The 18503-nt window shown below is 36.4% G+C and carries 17 protein-coding genes; 11 read left to right on the top strand and 6 right to left on the bottom strand.

Annotation, left to right across the window (positions count from 1 at the left end):
* Positions 1 to 37 precede the first annotated feature (37 nt).
* Positions 38 to 1136 (bottom strand): peptide chain release factor 2 gene (gene prfB / locus DQN24_RS07585; protein WP_014550889.1). Its coding sequence is split into 2 segments (ribosomal slippage): positions 38 to 1060 and positions 1062 to 1136, totalling 1098 coding nucleotides; the frame shifts between segments, so codons are not numbered across the junction.
* 132 nt (positions 1137 to 1268) lie between these two features.
* Between prfB and dsbC the strand changes: the two genes are divergently transcribed.
* From dsbC to DQN24_RS07565, 4 genes are all read left to right on the top strand, one after another.
* On the top strand, positions 1269 to 1958 hold the full coding sequence (gene dsbC, locus DQN24_RS07580) for a bifunctional protein-disulfide isomerase/oxidoreductase DsbC (RefSeq protein ID WP_005670566.1): 690 nt from the start codon (positions 1269 to 1271) through the stop codon (positions 1956 to 1958).
* 287 nt (positions 1959 to 2245) lie between these two features.
* The gene (recJ, locus tag DQN24_RS07575) at positions 2246 to 3973 is read left to right on the top strand and encodes a single-stranded-DNA-specific exonuclease RecJ (RefSeq protein ID WP_111695652.1); all 1728 of its coding nucleotides are present in this window, start codon (positions 2246 to 2248) and stop codon (positions 3971 to 3973) included.
* Between the two features lie 4 nt (positions 3974 to 3977).
* Positions 3978 to 4673: a thiol:disulfide interchange protein DsbA/DsbL gene (locus DQN24_RS07570; RefSeq protein ID WP_111695651.1), complete on the top strand. Its 696-nt coding sequence runs from the start codon at positions 3978 to 3980 to the stop codon at positions 4671 to 4673.
* Positions 4670 to 5359, top strand: coding sequence for a 5'-methylthioadenosine/adenosylhomocysteine nucleosidase (locus DQN24_RS07565; RefSeq protein WP_111695650.1), 690 nt, complete (start codon positions 4670 to 4672; stop codon positions 5357 to 5359). The genes DQN24_RS07570 and DQN24_RS07565 overlap by 4 nt, the downstream gene beginning before the upstream one ends.
* 84 nt (positions 5360 to 5443) lie before the next feature.
* Here the strand turns inward: DQN24_RS07565 and DQN24_RS07560 are convergent, their stop codons facing one another.
* From DQN24_RS07560 to pdxS, 4 genes are all read right to left on the bottom strand, one after another.
* Positions 5444 to 8173: a TonB-dependent receptor domain-containing protein gene (locus DQN24_RS07560; protein ID WP_111695649.1), complete on the bottom strand. Its 2730-nt coding sequence runs from the start codon at positions 8171 to 8173 to the stop codon at positions 5444 to 5446.
* Positions 8174 to 8460: 287 nt separating this feature from the next.
* The gene (locus DQN24_RS07555) at positions 8461 to 10059 is read right to left on the bottom strand and encodes a lactate permease LctP family transporter (protein WP_111695648.1); all 1599 of its coding nucleotides are present in this window, start codon (positions 10057 to 10059) and stop codon (positions 8461 to 8463) included.
* A 337-nt stretch (positions 10060 to 10396) separates the two neighbouring features.
* Positions 10397 to 10978 (bottom strand): pyridoxal 5'-phosphate synthase glutaminase subunit PdxT, encoded by a 582-nt coding sequence (pdxT, locus tag DQN24_RS07550; protein WP_111695647.1) that lies wholly within the window; start codon positions 10976 to 10978, stop codon positions 10397 to 10399.
* Positions 10979 to 11854 (bottom strand): pyridoxal 5'-phosphate synthase lyase subunit PdxS, encoded by an 876-nt coding sequence (gene pdxS / locus DQN24_RS07545; protein WP_005667219.1) that lies wholly within the window; start codon positions 11852 to 11854, stop codon positions 10979 to 10981.
* Between the two features lie 468 nt (positions 11855 to 12322).
* On the opposite strand from pdxS, the gene cmk reads away from it, so the two are divergent.
* The 7 genes from cmk (at position 12323) to yciH (ending at position 17758) form a co-directional block, all read left to right on the top strand.
* Positions 12323 to 12994 carry a (d)CMP kinase gene (cmk, locus tag DQN24_RS07540; RefSeq protein WP_172453985.1) on the top strand — a complete coding sequence of 224 codons (672 nt, stop codon included), beginning with the start codon at positions 12323 to 12325 and terminating at the stop codon, positions 12992 to 12994.
* 102 nt (positions 12995 to 13096) lie between these two features.
* A complete protein-coding gene (rpsA, locus tag DQN24_RS07535; protein WP_005667223.1) occupies positions 13097 to 14746 on the top strand; it encodes a 30S ribosomal protein S1 in 1650 nt (549 codons plus the stop codon).
* A 122-nt stretch (positions 14747 to 14868) separates the two neighbouring features.
* Entirely contained in the window at positions 14869 to 15153 is a 285-nt protein-coding gene (locus DQN24_RS07530) for an integration host factor subunit beta (protein ID WP_005652932.1), read from the top strand.
* Between the two features lie 79 nt (positions 15154 to 15232).
* On the top strand, positions 15233 to 15526 hold the full coding sequence (locus tag DQN24_RS07525; protein WP_005652934.1) for a LapA family protein: 294 nt from the start codon (positions 15233 to 15235) through the stop codon (positions 15524 to 15526).
* Positions 15526 to 16716, top strand: coding sequence for a lipopolysaccharide assembly protein LapB (lapB, locus tag DQN24_RS07520; protein ID WP_005652936.1), 1191 nt, complete (start codon positions 15526 to 15528; stop codon positions 16714 to 16716). Before DQN24_RS07525 ends, lapB begins: the two co-directional genes overlap by 1 nt.
* Before the next feature lie 23 nt (positions 16717 to 16739).
* On the top strand, positions 16740 to 17432 hold the full coding sequence (gene pyrF / locus DQN24_RS07515; protein ID WP_111695646.1) for an orotidine-5'-phosphate decarboxylase: 693 nt from the start codon (positions 16740 to 16742) through the stop codon (positions 17430 to 17432).
* 5 nt (positions 17433 to 17437) lie between these two features.
* Complete coding sequence (gene yciH, locus DQN24_RS07510) at positions 17438 to 17758, top strand: stress response translation initiation inhibitor YciH (RefSeq protein WP_005657626.1); 321 nt, start codon at positions 17438 to 17440, stop codon at positions 17756 to 17758.
* A gap of 29 nt (positions 17759 to 17787) precedes the next feature.
* On the opposite strand, the gene hda is transcribed toward yciH, so the two are convergent.
* Entirely contained in the window at positions 17788 to 18483 is a 696-nt protein-coding gene (gene hda, locus DQN24_RS07505; RefSeq protein WP_005689548.1) for a DnaA regulatory inactivator Hda, read from the bottom strand.
* Positions 18484 to 18503 lie beyond the last annotated feature (20 nt).

The following is an 18503-nucleotide window of genomic DNA, read 5'->3' as shown; positions in this document are numbered from 1 at the left end:
ATAAGTAACGCTTCTTTACTTATCCAGCAAATCATACTTAAAGCCCCGCTTTTAAACTCGCTTCAATAAATCGATCTAAATCCCCGTCTAATACGGCTTGCGTATTACGGTTTTCTACGCCAGTACGTAAATCTTTAATGCGTGAATCGTCTAATACGTAAGAGCGAATTTGGCTTCCCCAACCAATGTCGGATTTATTATCTTCCATTGCTTGCTTATCCGCATTTTTCTTCTGTAACTCAAGCTCATACAATTTTGCTTTTAATTGTTTCATCGCTTGATCTTTGTTTTTGTGCTGTGAACGGTCGTTTTGACATTGCACAACAATACCACTTGGCATATGGGTAATTCGCACCGCACTTTCTGTTTTGTTTACGTGCTGACCACCTGCCCCCGATGCGCGATAAACATCAATACGTAAATCAGCAGGATTGATTTCAATATCAATATCGTCATCAATTTCAGGATAGACAAATGCTGCGCTGAATGATGTGTGACGACGGTTATTGGAATCAAATGGACTTTTACGCACTAAACGATGAATGCCCGTTTCTGTTCGTAACCAACCAAAAGCATATTCTCCGCTCACTTTAATAGTTGCCGATTTCAATCCCGCTACATCGCCATCGGATACTTCCATTAGTTCTGTTTTAAAGCCTTTGCTTTCAGCCCAACGAAGATACATACGCAGCAACATTTCTGTCCAATCTTGAGCTTCCGTACCGCCAGAACCAGCTTGTAAGTCCACATAGCAATCGCAAGCATCATGTTCGCCACTAAACATTCGACGGAACTCTAATTTTTCGAGTTGTTGTTCAAGTTCATCTAATTCAGCAACCGCTTCATTGAAAGTGTCTTCGTCTTCTGCCTCGATGGCGAGTTCTAACAAGCCATCAACATCTTCTAAGCCTTGTTCTAAATTTTTGATGGTATTTACAACTTGTTCTAAAGAAACGCGCTCTTTACCAAGTGCTTGGGCTTTATCTGGATCATTCCAAACATCTGGCTGTTCTAGTTCGGCATTGACTTCTTCTAAACGCTCAACTTTGGCATCGAAGTCAAAGATACCCCCGAAGCACTGAAGTGCGGTCAGATAAATCGATGATTTTATTTTTTACAGGATTGATTTCAAACATAATAAATTCACTGTGTGATAAAGTGTGGAATTATATGCTATTTTCTGATTTTTGGATAGTTTGACCTTGCAGAAATTAGCAATCTCTCTATAATTTTAGACTTTCTCACTCAAGCTAATTTAGGAACAAAAAATGAAGAAAATTTTTACCGCACTTTTGTGCGTGGCTGCGGCTAATGCAATGGCAGATGATGCGGCAATTAAACGCAAATTACAGTCTTTTAATATATCAAATATTGTTATTAAATCTTCGCCGATTTCAGGCATTAGAACGGCTGTCACGGATCAAGGTATACTCTATGTGAGCGAAGATGGAAAATATCTTTTTGAAGGTAAACTTTATGAACTCACAAATAATGGCCCTGTTGATGTAGCAGGTAAAATTTTAGTGGATAAACTTAATTCTTATAAAGACGAGATGATTGTTTATCCTGCGAAAAATGAAAAACACGTAGTAACAGTATTTATGGATATTACCTGCCATTATTGCCATTTGTTACATCAGCAATTAAAAGAATATAACGATCTTGGTATTACTGTGCGTTATTTAGCTTTCCCTCGCGCAGGTATGAATAATCAAACGGCGAAACAAATGGAAGCGATTTGGACGGCGAAAGATCCCGTTTTTGCTTTAAATGAAGCAGAAAAAGGCAATTTACCAAAAGAAGTTAAAACGCCAAATATCGTGAAAAAACATTATGAATTAGGTATTCAATTTGGTGTACGAGGAACGCCAAGTATTGTGACTTCAACTGGTGAGCTTATTGGCGGTTATTTAAAACCAGCTGATTTATTAAGAGCTCTTGAAGAAACGGCACAATAATTTTATAATAAAGAGCAAGGGGCAGTTGCCTACCCCTTGTGTTTTAATAGTCGGTATGCTTAATATGCTGGGGAGCTTAAAAGCATTAACAACACAAAAATTATGATATAAATACATAATTTAGGCATCATTAAAATCCTTAGCTGACACAATAGTTAGACTAATGGTCAGTAGGTTTAATCCCTGTCAGCATTCAGGGTTAAAAGCCCTGACCGACAGGAAAAAGTATAGATAAAAGAGCTGTTGATTTCAACAGCTTTTTGCTTTTAGGTATGAATTAATATCCAGTGAAAAAACTTATTAAACGCCGTGAAATTCCAATTGGAAATTCTGTTTCAAATCATCCCTTATTAGATCGCCTTTATCGCGCTCGTCGTATTCAAAACACCAAAGAATTAGACCGCACTTTGAAATCAATGCTCAATCCAAATCAATTATATGGCATTGATCAAGCTGTAAATTTATTAGTGGAAGCCTATCAACAACAGCAAAAAATTGTGATTGTTGGGGATTTTGATGCTGATGGTGCAACCAGCACAGCATTGAGTGTGCTGGCTTTAAGACAACTTGGCTTTTCTGATGTGGATTACCTTGTGCCAAATCGATTTGAACAAGGTTATGGCTTGAGTATTCCTGTGGCTGAAATGGCGATTGAAAAGGGTGTTCAGTTGTTAATGACGGTGGATAACGGCGTTTCGTCTTTTGACGGTGTGGCATTTTTGAAAGAAAAAGGCATTCGAGTTTTAGTTACGGATCATCATTTACCCCCCGAAACTTTGCCGCCAGCCGATGCGATTGTTAATCCTAATTTAAGTCAGTGTGGTTTTCCTTCAAAATCCTTAGCGGGCGTTGGTGTGGCATTTTATTTGATGTTAGCCGTACGAGCAAAATTTCGAGAACTCGGTATTTTTACGGCAGAAACACAACCTAATTTTACTGATTTGCTCGATCTGGTGGCACTAGGCACTATAGCTGATGTTGTTCCTTTGGATCAAAATAATCGTATCCTTGCTTATCAAGGTTTAATGCGTATCCGTGCTAGACATTGCCGTCTCGGTATTATTGCGTTGGCAGAAGTGGCTAACCGTAATGTAGAGCAGTTTACTTCAAGTGATCTCGGTTTTTGTATTGGGCCGCGTTTAAATGCGGCAGGGCGTTTAGATAATATGTCGATTGGGGTAGAGCTTTTGCTGGCGAACGAAATGTCAAAAGCTAGAGAATTAGCTTTAGATCTCGATCAGCTCAATCAAACGCGTAAAGAAATTGAAGCGGGTATGAAGCTTGAGGCAATAAAAATTTGTCAAAATCTTACCGCACTTTTTAAAGAGTTACCCTATGGTATTACGCTTTATCAACCTGATTGGCATCAAGGCGTATTAGGCATTGTGTCATCAAGGATTAAGGATCAATATCATCGTCCAGTGATTGCCTTTGCACAAGATAGTGAGGGAATTTTGAAAGGTTCTGCTCGTTCTATTGAAGGTTTACATATGCGTGATGTTCTGGAGCGTATTCATTCGCAACATCCTAATATGATTTTAAAATTTGGCGGACACGCAATGGCGGCAGGCTTGAGTATTCGCAAAGAACATTTTGCCGATTTCCAACATATTTTTAATCAAACCGTTGCCGATTGGCTTGATGAAGAACATCTACAAGGCGTAATTTGGACAGATGGCGAACTAAATTCAAATGAATTTAATCTTGAAACGGCAGAGCTGATAAAATCAGTAGGCACTTGGGGGCAAGGGTTTCCTGAGCCTTGCTTTGATGGCGAATTTAAAATTTTAGATCAGCGCGCAATTGGGCAAAATAAAAATCATCTAAAAATGTTGCTAGAACCGAAACAAGGTGGGATTTTATTAGATGCCATTGCGTTTAATATTAATACAAGATTGTATCCTGATCTTTCAATTAAACAGGCTCGTTTAGCCTATAAATTAGATATTAACGAATTTCGTGGCAATCGTAGCCTACAATTATTGGTAGATTATATTGAGCCGATAGATGAGTGATAGAATGAAATTAAAAGGGTTATTGGCATTTTGTTTGCTTTTTTTATCGTCGTTTGTTTTAGCAGAAGTCAATCAGAAAGAATTTTCAGTGCAAAATTCTCCGCACTTGCCATCAAGGGACACAATTTATTTTGAAGACGGGCGTGATTATTTTTCTTATAAAGAACCTATCGAACAAGCGTCTCGAGCCGATAAAAAAATCCGCATTCAATTCTTTTTTGATTATGATTGTCGAGTATGTTCTTCAGCACAGGATATTTTAGAACTTTATAGCCAAATACGCACACATAAAGTTGTGTTGGAACAATATCCTATTGCAACTGCCGATAGCCAGTTTAGCGCACGCATTTTTTATACTTTGCAAGCATTAAGTGCGGTGGAATTATCTAATGTTTTATTATTTGAAACTTCAGAAAAATCCCGTTATACAGAATTGTCTACATCAAATAAAATTCAGCAATGGGCGGAAGAACAAGGGTTAGATAAGCCGTTATTTATTCAAACTGAAAATTCACAAAGCGTAAAAGAACAAATTCAAAATGCGATTGAATTGACGGAAGAATATGGTGTGTTTACCTATCCTTACGTTGTTATTGGGGGAAAATATGTACTCACTGCGAGTACGCTTTATAACGATGATTATAGCGTGGCGGTGTTAGATTTTTTGGTAAATAAAATAGAACAGGAACAAAAACAATGAAAATAGGAATTGTTGGTGCAATGGCACAAGAAGTCGAAATTTTAAAAAATTTAATGGCTGATAGAACGGAAACTCGAGTAGCAAGTGCGGTCATTTTTGAAGGCAAAATTAACGGTAAAAATGTTGCATTATTACAATCAGGCATTGGCAAAGTGGCAGCTGCCATTGGCACGACGGCATTATTGCAATTAGCCAAGCCAGATTTTGTGATCAATACTGGCTCTGCAGGTGGGGTAGCAAAAGGCTTGAAAGTGGGGGATATTGTAATTTCTGATGAAACACGCTATCACGATGCGGATGTGACAGCTTTTGGCTATGAAAAAGGGCAGTTACCTGCTAATCCTGCTGCATTTTTATCGGATAAAAAATTAGCAGATCTCGCGCAAGAAATTGCAGAAAAGCAAGGGCAATCAGTAAAACGCGGTTTAATTTGCTCTGGCGATAGTTTTATTAATAGCGAAGACAAAATTACACAAATTCAAGCAGATTTCCCGAATGTAATGGGCGTTGAAATGGAAGCCACAGCGATTGCGCAAGTTTGCTATGCGTTTAATGTGCCTTTCGTAGTGGCTCGTGCTATTTCTGATGACGGCGATGGCAAAGCAAGTATATCTTTTGAAGAGTTTTTGCCATTGGCGGCGAAGCAGTCTTCCGCATTAGTGTTAGGAATGATTGACAGACTGTAGTAATAATCTTTTCATAAGATCACAAATTTCATAAACATTATTGAAAAGGCATAGCTTATTAGCTATGCCTTTTATATGAACTCTCTAGAATTTATAGTTTAAACTCAGAATATAAGTTCTTCCACGTGCAAAGTTATAAAGTACAGTTTTATCTGAACCACCTTCACAATTATCAGGATCTTTACTACAAATTGAATCATTTAAGCTTGAATAATATCTTTGCGAAGCCGCATCATTTCCAGCATCTAACGGATCAACATAACGTTTATCTAACAGATTTTGTACTTCCGCTTTAATAATCAAATCTTTGATTGGTTCATAGCTGACGTGTAAATCTAAAATAATAGGTTGTTTTTTAATCTCTTCTGTCTTTTTAATAGCATAATAATTTCTGTTGCCCCTAGCATTTTTTTCAAAGTGAGATCCATTGATATATTCTTCTTCAATTGTCGCACGTTTACTTTTTCCATAATAACGAGCTGCCATACCTAAGGTTAATTTTTTATCAAACCAACGTGTACCAAGCTCTAATCTGCCGTAGTCTTTTGGTAGCATTGAAACACGAGATAAGCCATAACCTTGTTTCAAAATGTCTTCTTTTGAAGCATTATTCGGACGTGGGCTGGCATCGGCATAATTGGTTGGCTGATTAGTACGTTGATAAGCGTAAGAGACATTCGCAAAAAAACGCCCCATATCATAATTTAACTCTAACTCCGCCCCGCTTTTTTTCACGATAGGTTGATAATTTTGATGTGCGATATTAAAGAGAAAACTATTCGTGGCTGCCCACGTAGGTATCGTACCATTTCTCCACCAAACACCGTAAACATTATGGATATAGTTTTTAATAAAGCTACGATAACCCACTAATTTGATGCCTAGCACATCGTCTTGAGTGAATAGACCTTTTTTATAAGTATTAAAGCCTAGTTGATAGGTGTCAGATTGTTCAGGTTTTAATGCCGTGTTTACCCCAGCATCAGACACTTGAGAGAAAAACATCTCTTGAATATTCGGCATTCTGTGTGTGCGTGAATAAGTGAAAAATGGCATAAAATAATCACTTAGCTCTGCACTTAATGTAGCGGAATGATTGAATGCCTTTTTATGCCCTGATTTATGCAAAATCGGTTCCGCTCCATTTTCATATCCAACATACTCACCATTAAAGGCATAATGGGTAAAATTCACGCTGTAATTTAAATGATAAATGCCTTTAGAAAGTGCGGTATCAAAATAGACCGTTTTAAATTTTTGCTTGCCAGAAGGTTGTAAAATCACTGAACGTTGGGGTAGTAAACCTTGGGCACCTTTAAGTCGTCCTAAATTACTGTAGTTACCTCGATCGTGTGAAGCATCGTTATAAAACAAACTTAATTCTTCTGGAAAACGGTTTTTACTGTATTCATTGGTAAAATAGTTAAAACCTAATGTGGTTTTTAAATCGATTTCTTTTGGCAACAAGAAAGTATGGCTGTTGTTTATATCAACAATATTTGCGACATTTTTAGTGATAAGTTTGTCTGCCACTTGCCAGCCAGCAAAAAAACCACCCTTAGGATAAATGGTTTTACCAATGTTATGTGCAGCCATTAAATTAAGATCAAGATAGCTGTTATTATTGAAGTTATAATTGACTTGGTAATTACGGTTTTCAATTTTGCGAGAACCAATTTTATTATCAAGGGTACGTATTTGTGCACCTAAGGTATGGCGATCATCGCTATATTCAAATTTTAACAAATGGCTACGTGAGCGAGATTGCAAACTACCCGGTTCAATTGGGGCAACACTATATTGATCTTTATTGCGTTCAAATGATTCGTCAGTTTCTTTAATTCCATCCTTACCGTTTTGGAGCTTTGTAATATCCTTAGGGTTTTTATTCTGTTCTAATAATTCTTTGAGAATTTCTTTTCTATCAGAATTGGAATAAATACTACACCCAAAATTTGAAAACCTTTTATCTACTAACTCAGGGTTTTTCTTGTTACAAGACCAATGATTTTTGCTTAAATCAGGTGCCCATTGCCCTTCAGGATTTAAAACATAACCTGCATTGCGGAAATAGGCTTCTTTTTCTTTCGCGAGAATATCCTGCCCTAATGATGCTAATCGTTCTCCGCCACCGATACGGTAATCTTGAGATACTTCACGTTGGCTATAACCATACACCACGCCTACATAGCCACCATTATCAAGCCATTTTCTGCCAGCCGCCATCGTCATAAAATTGGATTTAGTGGCATTGCTTCCTGTCATTCCTTTCAGAATAATGCCGGATGGTTTGTCATCGGTAATAACATCATTAACGCCTAATGTTCTAAAATTAGCACTGCCTGCTAACGCATTTATACCGCTTGATCCTGAAAAGTTGCTTTTATTAACATCTACACCTGCAATAAAATTAGGATCGATTGCCGCACCAAATTGAGAACTTCCGCCTGATTGACCAGAGTCTAAGGCTGTAGAATAGAAAGTTTGGGTTACACCATCAACCATCGTATTGACACGACCTAATCCATTTTCGCCACGAATATTTACAGAAACGACACCCGAGCCTTTATCTTGCTGAGTAAATGCACCAGGAATGCTCCGAATCACTTGGTCAATGGTTTGTGTTTCCTTAAAGACATTTTCACGCGTACTTTTGGCTTTGGCTTCAGTGAAAGGTTTTTTGTCATTTGATATCACTTTTTCTACGACATCAATTTGTCCTAATGTTTCTTCGGCTTGAGCTTGTGTAATCGTCATACCGATTGTATTGATTAGGCTAAGTGTAATTAAATTTAATTTTATAGCTTTCTTCATTATAGTTCCTATTTATTTTTGAGAAGGATTACGATTATCCATTTTATAAGAGGGATTTCAAGGAATGATTTAATGAAAATACCTAAAAATAATGAAAAAAATTAATTTTTAGAGAGGAAATATGTTGAGAAGATAAAGAAAAAGAAAGTTTGGTTTTTGCGAAATGGAGAAATTTATTCGCAAAATCAACCGCACTTTAATGGGTTAAAGCTCATTTTTGATAGTAGAAACATAAAAGAGAAAAATAGGAAATGACCGCAAAAGTGCGGTCATTTTTGGCGTAAATTTTATAGATTATAAAACAAAGGTACTAAGAACAACGCGCAAAGTGCGGCAATGATACCGTAAATGATCATAGGTATAATGGTTTTCTTAATAATTGTGCCTTCTTGGTTTGAAATATTTAACACAGAACTTACCGCTACAATGTTATTGATACATACCATATTCCCCATTGCCCCACCGACAGATTGTAAAGCAAGAACAAGTGCGACAGAAATGCCAGTTGTTTCTGCGGTAGAAAGTTGAACACTACCAAATGTTAGGTTGGATACGGTATTTGAACCTGAGAAAAACGATCCAATCGCACCTAAGAAAGAGGAGAAAATAGTCCAGTTACTACCAGAAATTTCAGCAAAAGTTCGACCAATAATTTTTACCATAGAATGTTCGCCACCCACTAACATTAGGTTTACCATCACTAAGGCACCAACTAAGGCAATAAATGGATTTTTAGATTGTTGTAAACTTGATACAAAAATCTGTTTAACATTTGAACTGGAAATTTTAAAGAAAGGAATCGCAATTAGCACTGTAATGACAAATGGAATTAATGCGGGTACATAAAGAAGTTTATAGCTTGATGAAACATTTGAGCCAAAAATATTTTTTAAGCTAAAGATTAAACCTTTACTAATTTCAAATAATCCTAACGAACCTAATGTGGTTGAGAACCAAATAGTTGCGTCATTCATCATTGCTTTGAATGGTAATTGATGAATACGAGTCACAATTAAAAATGCAATAAGTAAACCTGTAGGGAATAATGCTTTAACTACTTCTCCCGTACTTACCGCATTATTATCAAGGTTATTTGTTACTTTTGCTAAACCAATATTGCGATTCGCAGCCCATACGGAAATAAATAAGCCGATTGCCCCCCCAACGAGTGATGGAAATTCGTAATTGACTTGAGCAATCAAGAAATAAGGTACTACGCAACCTAGTACGCTAATATAGATAAATACGATGTTTTTACGAATATCATCCCAACTTACTAAGATACGAAGTGCTAATAATGGGATAATAAGTGCAGCAACGGAGTGTATAAATGCTGTAATAGACCCAATTTCTAAAATCATATTTTCTGATAATTTTAAAGCACCAAAACCAAACCAAGTTGGTGTACCTACCGCACCAAAGGATACGGGAACTGAGTTCATAATCAGTGCCAACATCGCCACTTTTAATGGATGAAAACCTAATCCCACTAAAATAGGTGCGGCAATTGCTGCTGGTGTACCAAAACCACTTGCACCTTCGATCATAAAGGCAAATGCCCAACCAATAATCATTAATTGTGCAACGGGATTTGGATTAATATTTCCTAACCATTTTCGCATAATATTCGTTGCGCCTGAAATTTCAGAGAAACGGTTAAAGAGAATCGCACCAAAAATTACTGTAATAGGAGTTTGTACCGCAACAATTGCAGAAACAACATTTGCACTAATAGTAACAATATCTGTATTAAAGTGTAAAAGATGAACGCCCATAACTAATGTCGCAATCCAAGGTAAGGCAACATAAGAAGGTAGCGCGTTTCTTTTTACCATAAGATAAATCAGTAAAACGATAGGAAAAATACTTAGAATAAAAGACAGCATAAAATATCCTCAGAGTTAGAGTAAAAGATGTGATGATTTTATGGATTTATATAAAAAAATCATATACCTATTTTAAGAAAATGTGATCAATATCTCATAAAATTTAACATTTTTTTTTCATTTTTTACATTTTTATTACTAATTTTTATTTATCCGATAATTAATAGAATAAAATGAAATATTGATTAGATGGATAGATAAAAATATACGTGCTGAATAAGCCAAGGATAGTGGTAATAATCAAAACAAGGAGAAACTACCCGAGATTTGGAGAAAGGTGTAGAGTGGCAGAGATAATTTCAATACTATCCAAGTAACAAATTGAGAAAATATTTTCTCAACTTGTTACTTTACATATATCAATAAAGTACTTATGCAAACTCATGTCATTTGTTAATTCAGGATGAAATGATGTTACCAGCATATTCTTTTCTTGAGCTGCAACGATTTTATTATTTACCGTTGCAAGAATATTGACTTTTTTACCAACACTACTGATAACAGGTCCTCTGATAAAAGTCATAGGAATTTTACCAACCCCTTTGCAATCTGCTTCTGTATAGAAACTTCCTAATTGGCGTCCATAGGCATTCCTCTCAACCACAATGTCCATCGTTCCAAAATGACTCTCTTTCTGAGAAGTAATCTCTTTAGCCAACAGAATCAAACCAGCACAAGTTCCAAAGACAGGAAAGCCAGAAGAGATAGCTTGTTTCATCGGTTCCAGCATATGCAGCTCTCTTAAAAGTTTTCCTATGGCGGTTGACTCACCGCCAGGTAGAATCAAACCTGATAAATTACTGTAATATTGTTGAAAATTTTTTAAATTTCTCAGTTCGACACTTTCAATTCCTAATTTTTCTAGCATTCGTGCATGTTCCGCAAAGGCACCTTGTAGAGCTAATATTCCGATTTTCATTTATTTTCCTCGCTCGGCCATGAGAATTTGGATTTCATTTTCATTGATACCAACCATGGCTTCACCTAAATCTTCGGAGATTTGTGCTAGGATTTGTGGATTTCGATAGTTAGTTACAGCTTTGACAATAGCGCTCGCACGTTTTATAGGATCTCCTGACTTAAAAATACCTGAACCAACAAAGACACCCTCTGCGCCAAGTTGCATCATCAAGGCTGCATCTGCTGGAGTTGCAATTCCTCCAGCTGCGAAGTTGACAACTGGCAATTTCCCATGGTTATGGACGTATTGAACCAATTCTACAGGAACTTGTAAATCCTTGGCCGCAACGTAGAGTTCGTCCTCACGTAAATTTTGAATGCGACGAATTTCTTGATTCATCATGCGCATATGGCGAACAGCTTGGACGATATCTCCTGTTCCTGGTTCTCCTTTTGTACGAATCATTGAAGCCCCTTCAGCGATACGACGCAAGGCCTCGCCCAAATCCTTGGCACCACATACAAAAGGTACTTGGAATTCTTTCTTGTCCACATGGAAACGGTTGTCAGCTGGAGAAAGCACTTCACTTTCATCAATATAGTCAATTTCAATAGCTTCCAAAATCTGAGCTTCAACGAAATGTCCAATTCTAACTTTTGCCATAACTGGAATGCTAACTGCTCCTTGGATTTCCTTGATCATCTTAGGATCGCTCATGCGAGAGACACCTCCAACAGCACGAATATCTGCAGGAATTCGTTCCAAAGCCATCACTGCAGCTGCACCAGCAGCTTCTGCAATGCGAGCTTGCTCAGGGTTTTGAACATCCATGATAACTCCACCTTTGAGCATCTGTGCTAAGTTTTTATTTAGTTCATAACGATTTTCAGCCATTTCTTTGTCCTCATTATTTGATTATTTGTATTGATAGCTACGTTTTTTATTGTAATGTAGAAAAGTCTTTAGAACAAGTTTGAAAAAATGCGTATATATTAAAAGGCATAATGTCTAGCGTGCTTAATTTCAGTTTTTTGTATAAACCAAGTGTAGAATGTCAGAAGGATTGTCCAATTTAATAATAGAAAAAAGCGCTACTTTAGCTGAAAGAATTTCGTCCTTAAGTGCTACAATAGTTATTAAAAACTTTGAAATGTTTTTAAAACCTTTTTTCTATGCGGTTAGATTTTCTGAAATTTAAGAAAAAAGGCTTGAAAGAGAGTTTACGCCTTCCTAGAGCTTGTGAAATTAACTTTATTAGATAAGCCATACAAAACATGGAAGCTAGTAATAATCTCTAGGATGGTAATGAGGGGCAATTGTCTCTATAATGCGCAAAATTTTGATAATGAAAGGATAATTTGTATGGGAGTGATTATTACTGTTGATGGGCCTAGTGGTGCTGGGAAAGGGACGCTTTGTTACGCGTTGGCTGAAAAGTTGGGCTATGCACTGTTGGATAGTGGGGCGATTTATCGCGTTACTGCATTGGCAGCGTTGCAACGTAAAACTGATCTAACAAATGAAACAGATTTAGCAGAATTAGCACGTCATTTAGATATTCAATTTATTCCTCAAAATGGCGAGGTAAACATTTTGCTTGCAGGAATGGATGTGAGCCGTTTAATTCGCACGCAAGAAGTGGCAGATGCTGCGTCAAAAGTAGCAGTTTTTCAAAAAGTGCGGTCAGCTTTGTTACAACTTCAGCAAGATTTTGCGAAAAATGATGGATTAATTGCGGATGGTAGAGATATGGGAACAGTTGTATTCCCAAATGCACAAGTAAAATTATTTTTAGATGCAAGTGCTGAAGAACGTGCAAAAAGACGCTATAAACAGTTGCAAAATAAAGGAATAAATGGTAACTTTGCACAGATTTTAGCCGAGATAAAAGAGCGTGATTTTCGTGATAGAAATCGTGAAGTTGCGCCGCTAAAACCAGCAGATGATGCTTTATTATTGGATAGCACAAGCTTGAGTATCGATGAAGTAATCGATCAAGCATTATCTTATATTCAAGAAAAGGTATCAGTTTAGATTTAACTGTTTGTTCAAGGAAGAATAAGCATTTATCCTCAACCCCGCATTTTATGGATTTTAATGTGGATGTTATTAACTTAAATTAAGAAGATTATTTATATGTCAGAATCTTTTGCTCAACTTTTTGAAGAATCATTAAAAGGCCTTGAAACTCGTCAAGGTTCAATCGTTGGCGGTACTGTAGTAGCTATCCAAAAAGGCTTTGTGCTTGTTGATGCAGGTTTAAAATCTGAGTCTGCAATTCCAGTTGCTGAATTTTTAAATGCACAAGGCGAACTTGAAATCCAAGTTGGCGATACTGTAAATGTTGCTTTAGATGCAGTTGAAGATGGTTTCGGCGAAACTAAACTTTCTCGTGAGAAAGCTGTTCGTCACGAATCTTGGATTGAATTAGAAAAAGCTTACGAAGAAAAAGCGACCGTTATCGGTTTAATCAACGGCAAAGTGAAAGGTGGCTTCACAGTTGAGTTAAACGGTGTTCGTGCATTCTTACCAGGTTCTTTAGTTGATACTCGTCCAGCGCGTGAAGCAGATCACTTACTTGGTAAAGAATTAGAATTCAAAGTAATCAAATTAGATCAAAAACGTAACAACGTTGTTGTTTCTCGTCGTGCAGTAATTGAATCTGAAAACAGCCAAGAACGTGAACAAGTATTAGAAAATCTTGTTGAAGGTTCAGAAGTTAAAGGTATCGTTAAAAACTTAACTGAGTACGGTGCATTCGTTGATCTTGGTGGTGTTGATGGTTTATTACATATCACAGATATGGCTTGGAAACGTGTTAAACACCCAAGTGAAATCGTAAATGTTGGCGATGAAGTAACTGTTAAAGTATTAAAATTCGATAAAGATCGTACTCGCGTATCTTTAGGCTTAAAACAATTAGGTCAAGATCCATGGGCAGCAATTGCTGAAAACCATCCTGTAAACAGCAAATTAACAGGTAAAGTAACTAACTTAACTGACTATGGCTGTTTCGTTGAAATCTTAGATGGCGTTGAAGGTTTAGTTCACGTTTCAGAAATGGATTGGACTAATAAAAATATCCACCCATCTAAAGTGGTTAGCTTAGGCGATACTGTAGAAGTAATGGTATTAGAAATTGATGAAGAACGTCGTCGTATTTCTTTAGGCTTAAAACAATGTAAAGCTAACCCTTGGACTCAATTTGCTGATACTCACAACAAAGGCGATAAAGTAACGGGTAAAATCAAGTCTATCACTGATTTCGGTATCTTCATCGGTCTTGAAGGTGGTATCGATGGTTTAGTTCACTTATCTGATATTTCTTGGAGTATTTCAGGCGAAGAAGCTGTTCGTCAATACAAAAAAGGTGACGAAGTGTCAGCTGTTGTATTAGCTGTTGATGCAGTAAAAGAACGTATCTCTTTAGGTATTAAACAACTTGAAGAAGATCCATTCAATAACTTCGTCGCAATCAACAAAAAAGGTGCGGTAGTATCTGCAACTGTTGTTGAAGCAGATGCTAAAGGTGCTAAAGTTGAATTAGCAGGAGGTGTTGAAGGTTATATCCGTTCTGCTGATTTAACAAATGAAGTAGCTGTTGGCGATGTTGTTGAAGCGAAATATACTGGGGTAGATCGTAAATCTCGTATTGTTCACTTATCAGTGAAAGCAAAAGATCAAGCTGAAGAAGCTGCGGCAGTTGCAAGTGTAAATAACAAACAAGAAGATATTGTTATTCCAAATGCAATGGCTGAAGCATTTAAAGCAGCTAAAGGTGAATAATTAATTCACGTAATAAGGCTGGGCTGATGTCCAGCCTTATTTGTTAGGAGTTATTGCTAATATATTTGTGTAATTTATTATCAATAGATCTTAATTTAAATAATATTAAGGAAGCATAGACGATGACTAAGTCAGAACTTATAGAAAAATTGTTAGCAAAACAGCCGACTTTACCTGCAAAAGAAATTGAAAATATGGTAAAAGATATTTTAGAGTTTATTTCTCAATCTCTTGAAAATGGTGATCGTGTTGAAATTCGAGGTTTTGGTAGCTTTTCTTTACATCATCGGCAACCACGTTTGGGAAGAAATCCGAAAACAGGCGATTCAGTAAACTTATCAGCTAAGTCTGTTCCATATTTTAAAGCGGGTAAAGAATTAAAAGCTAGAGTGGATGTTCAGGCTTAATTGATTAAAATTTAATTAAAATATTTTTGATTAAAAAGTTTATTTTGGGTTACAAATATTTTAAAGGAAAGGAAATGAAATGATTAAATATATTTTAGGCATTGTGATCTTTATTGCTATTGTGTTAGTTGCAATTACTATTGGTGCGAATAACGATCAGATTATTACATTTAATTATATTGTGGCAGAAAGTCAGTTTCAGCTTTCAAGCCTCGTTGCTATTTTATTTGGGTTAGGTTTAATTCTTGGTTGGTTAATTACTGCTTTTTTCTATATTAAGTTAAAATTAAAAAATATGGCACTAGCTCGTCAAGTGAAACGTCAGACTTTACAAATCAATGAATTGACGACTACGCGCGATAAGGTCGCTTAATGATAGAATTACTCTTTCTATTATTGCCTATTGCTGCTGCCTATGGCTGGTATATGGGGCGGCGTAGTGCGAAGAAAGATCAAGATGACATAAGTAATAAACTCTCCCGAGATTATGTTACGGGAGTGAATTTTTTACTTTCTAATCAAACTGATAAAGCTGTAGATTTGTTTTTAGATATGTTGCAAAAGCAAGAAATCGAAAATGAAATCGAAAGCCACTCCCAATTTGAAGCCGAGCTTACACTTGGTAATCTGTTTCGTTCTCGAGGCGAAGTTGATCGTGCATTGCGTATTCATCAAGCTTTAGATCTTAGTCCTAATTATACTTTTGAACAAAAATTACTTGCAAAACAACAGCTTGCTCGAGATTTTATGGTGGTTGGTTTTTTTGACCGAGCTGAGAATCTTTATATTTTACTAGTAGATGAACCTGAATTTGCAGAAAATGCTTTACAGCAACTTTTAGTGATTTATCAAAAAACAAAAGAATGGAAAAAAGCAGTCAATATTGCTGAAAAACTCGCTAAAATAAAGCCACAAGAGAATAATATTGAACTTGCGCAATGTTATTGTGAATATTCACAAAGTTTAGAGCCTGAAAGTGCGGTTGAAAAACGCAGTGTTTTACAAAAGGCTTTGTCGGTTTCTCCGACTTGTGTTCGCGCTTCTTTATTGCTTGCAAATTTAGCAATGCTTGACGGTCAATATCAACAAGCAGTAGAAATTTTAGAAAATGTTTTGGAGCAAAATCCAGATTATACGGGTGAAATTTTGTCACCTTTAAAACATTGTTATGAAGAATTAAATCAGTTAGATAATTTTGAGTTATTTTTAATTCGTGCAGGTCAAATTATTAATAATGATGAAGTAGAACTAGCTCTAGTCAAATTAATTGAAGAAAAAGATGGTAAGTCTGCTGCGCAAGCTAAGCTTTATCAACAACTTACAAAAAATCCAAGTACTTTAATTTTCCATCGTTTTATGCAGTATCAAATTGATGATGCAGAAGACGGGCGGGGAAAAGAAAGCTTAATTTTATTACATAAAATGGTTGGCGAAAGGATTAAGCAAACATCGCCTTATCGTTGTACAAATTGTGGTTATCAAATTCATAAGCTATTGTGGAATTGCCCATCTTGCCGTCAATGGGAAAGTATTAAACCGGTTTCAAATCAAGAACATAATTAATTGATACTCAGTGAGGTAACATTATGACAAGCAAAATTATTGTGGCATTGGATTATGAGAAAGAAGCAGAGGCTCTTGCTTTAGTTGATCAAATTGATCCAAGTTTGTGTCGATTAAAAGTGGGTAAAGAAATGTTTACTACACTTGGTATTAATTTTGTAAAACAATTACATCAACGTAACTTTGATGTTTTTTTGGATCTTAAATATCACGATATTCCAAATACGGTAGCAAGAGCAGTTCGTTCTGCTGCTGATTTAGGCGTATGGATGGTGGATTTACACGCAAGTGGTGGCTTGCGTATGATGGAAGAGGCGAAGAAAATTCTTGAACCTTATGGGAAAGATGCGCCATTGCTTATTGCCGTGACGGTATTAACCAGTATGGAAGATTTGGATTTATTACAAATTGGGATTAATGCATCGCCAATGGAACAAGTTTTACGCTTAGCTCATTTAACCCAACGGGCGGGTTTAGATGGTGTAGTCTGTTCCCCTCAAGAAGTTGAAATTTTACGTAATACTTGTGGTAAAGAGTTTAAATTAGTTACACCGGGGATTCGTCCAATAGGAACTGATTTTGGCGATCAACGACGTGTGATGACGCCTACTGCAGCAATTTGTGCAGGTTCAGATTATTTAGTTATTGGACGCCCTATAACTCAAGCGGATAATCCTGCGGAGGTTCTCCGTTCTATTAATGTATCTATTGGGTAATCATAATGTCAGATTCTGTTTTAGTGTATTCTACAGATGTGGGGCGAATTAAAGAGGAAAAGGCTTCTGTAGTTCGCCCAAAAGGAGACGGTGTTGTACGTATCCAAAAACAAACAAGTGGTAGGAAAGGTGCGGGTGTATCGGTTATAACTGGTTTAGATTTATCTGACGAGGATTTGAAAAAATTAGCTGTAGAATTAAAGAAACGTTGTGGATGTGGCGGATCAGTTAAAAATGGTATTATTGAAATTCAAGGGGAAAAACGAGATTTGCTCAAGCAATTATTAGAGCAAAAAGGGTTTAAAGTTAAATTATCAGGTGGATGATTAAGAAGGCAACATTAGTGCCTTTTTTGTTATAGGTTTAAAATTTCTTTGACGAAAGGAATTGTGAGATTTCGTTGTGCTTGCAATGATGCTTTATCTAGTAGATCAAGTGCTTCAAATAAAGTATGCATATCTCGTGCTAGTCGTGTAATTAAAAAATTTGCAGTTTCGTCAGATAATTGGAATCCTCGTTGGTAAGCTGTATGCTGTAGTACTTCGACTTTTTGTTCATCTGTTAATGAATTTAATTGATAAATTTCGCCCCAAGTCAAGCGAGAGTTTAAATCAGGTAATTTTACAGAAAGTGCGGAAGGCGATTTATCTGCACTAATTAGTAAAAGCGTTTTCCCACTTGCTTTAATTCGATTGAATAGATCAAAAATAGCTAATTCCCATTCATCATTTCCTATGACGCTTTGTAAATCATCTAAGCATACTAATTCTTGCTGTTCTAAATTTTCAAGAACTGCGGTAGAAAAATATTGAGATTTGCTAAGGGGTACATAAATAGCAGTACGTTGATTGATTAAATATTCGTTACTGAATGCTCTAAGTAAATGGGTTTTACCAGAGCCTTTATCTCCCCAAATATAGAAAAACGGTTGTTTTAAATCAGATGAATTTTTGCGTAAAGAATCGAGCAATAAAAGATTATTATCGCCGTAAAAGTTTTCTAATGTGGCATCATCAATTTGATGAATGGGTAAGGGAAGCTGCTTATTCAAATGTTTATGTAGTACAGATT

It is taken from the genome of Haemophilus influenzae (assembly GCF_900475755.1).
Lineage (GTDB): Bacteria > Pseudomonadota > Gammaproteobacteria > Enterobacterales > Pasteurellaceae > Haemophilus > Haemophilus influenzae_D.
This window is presented reverse-complemented; position numbering and strand designations above follow the sequence as displayed.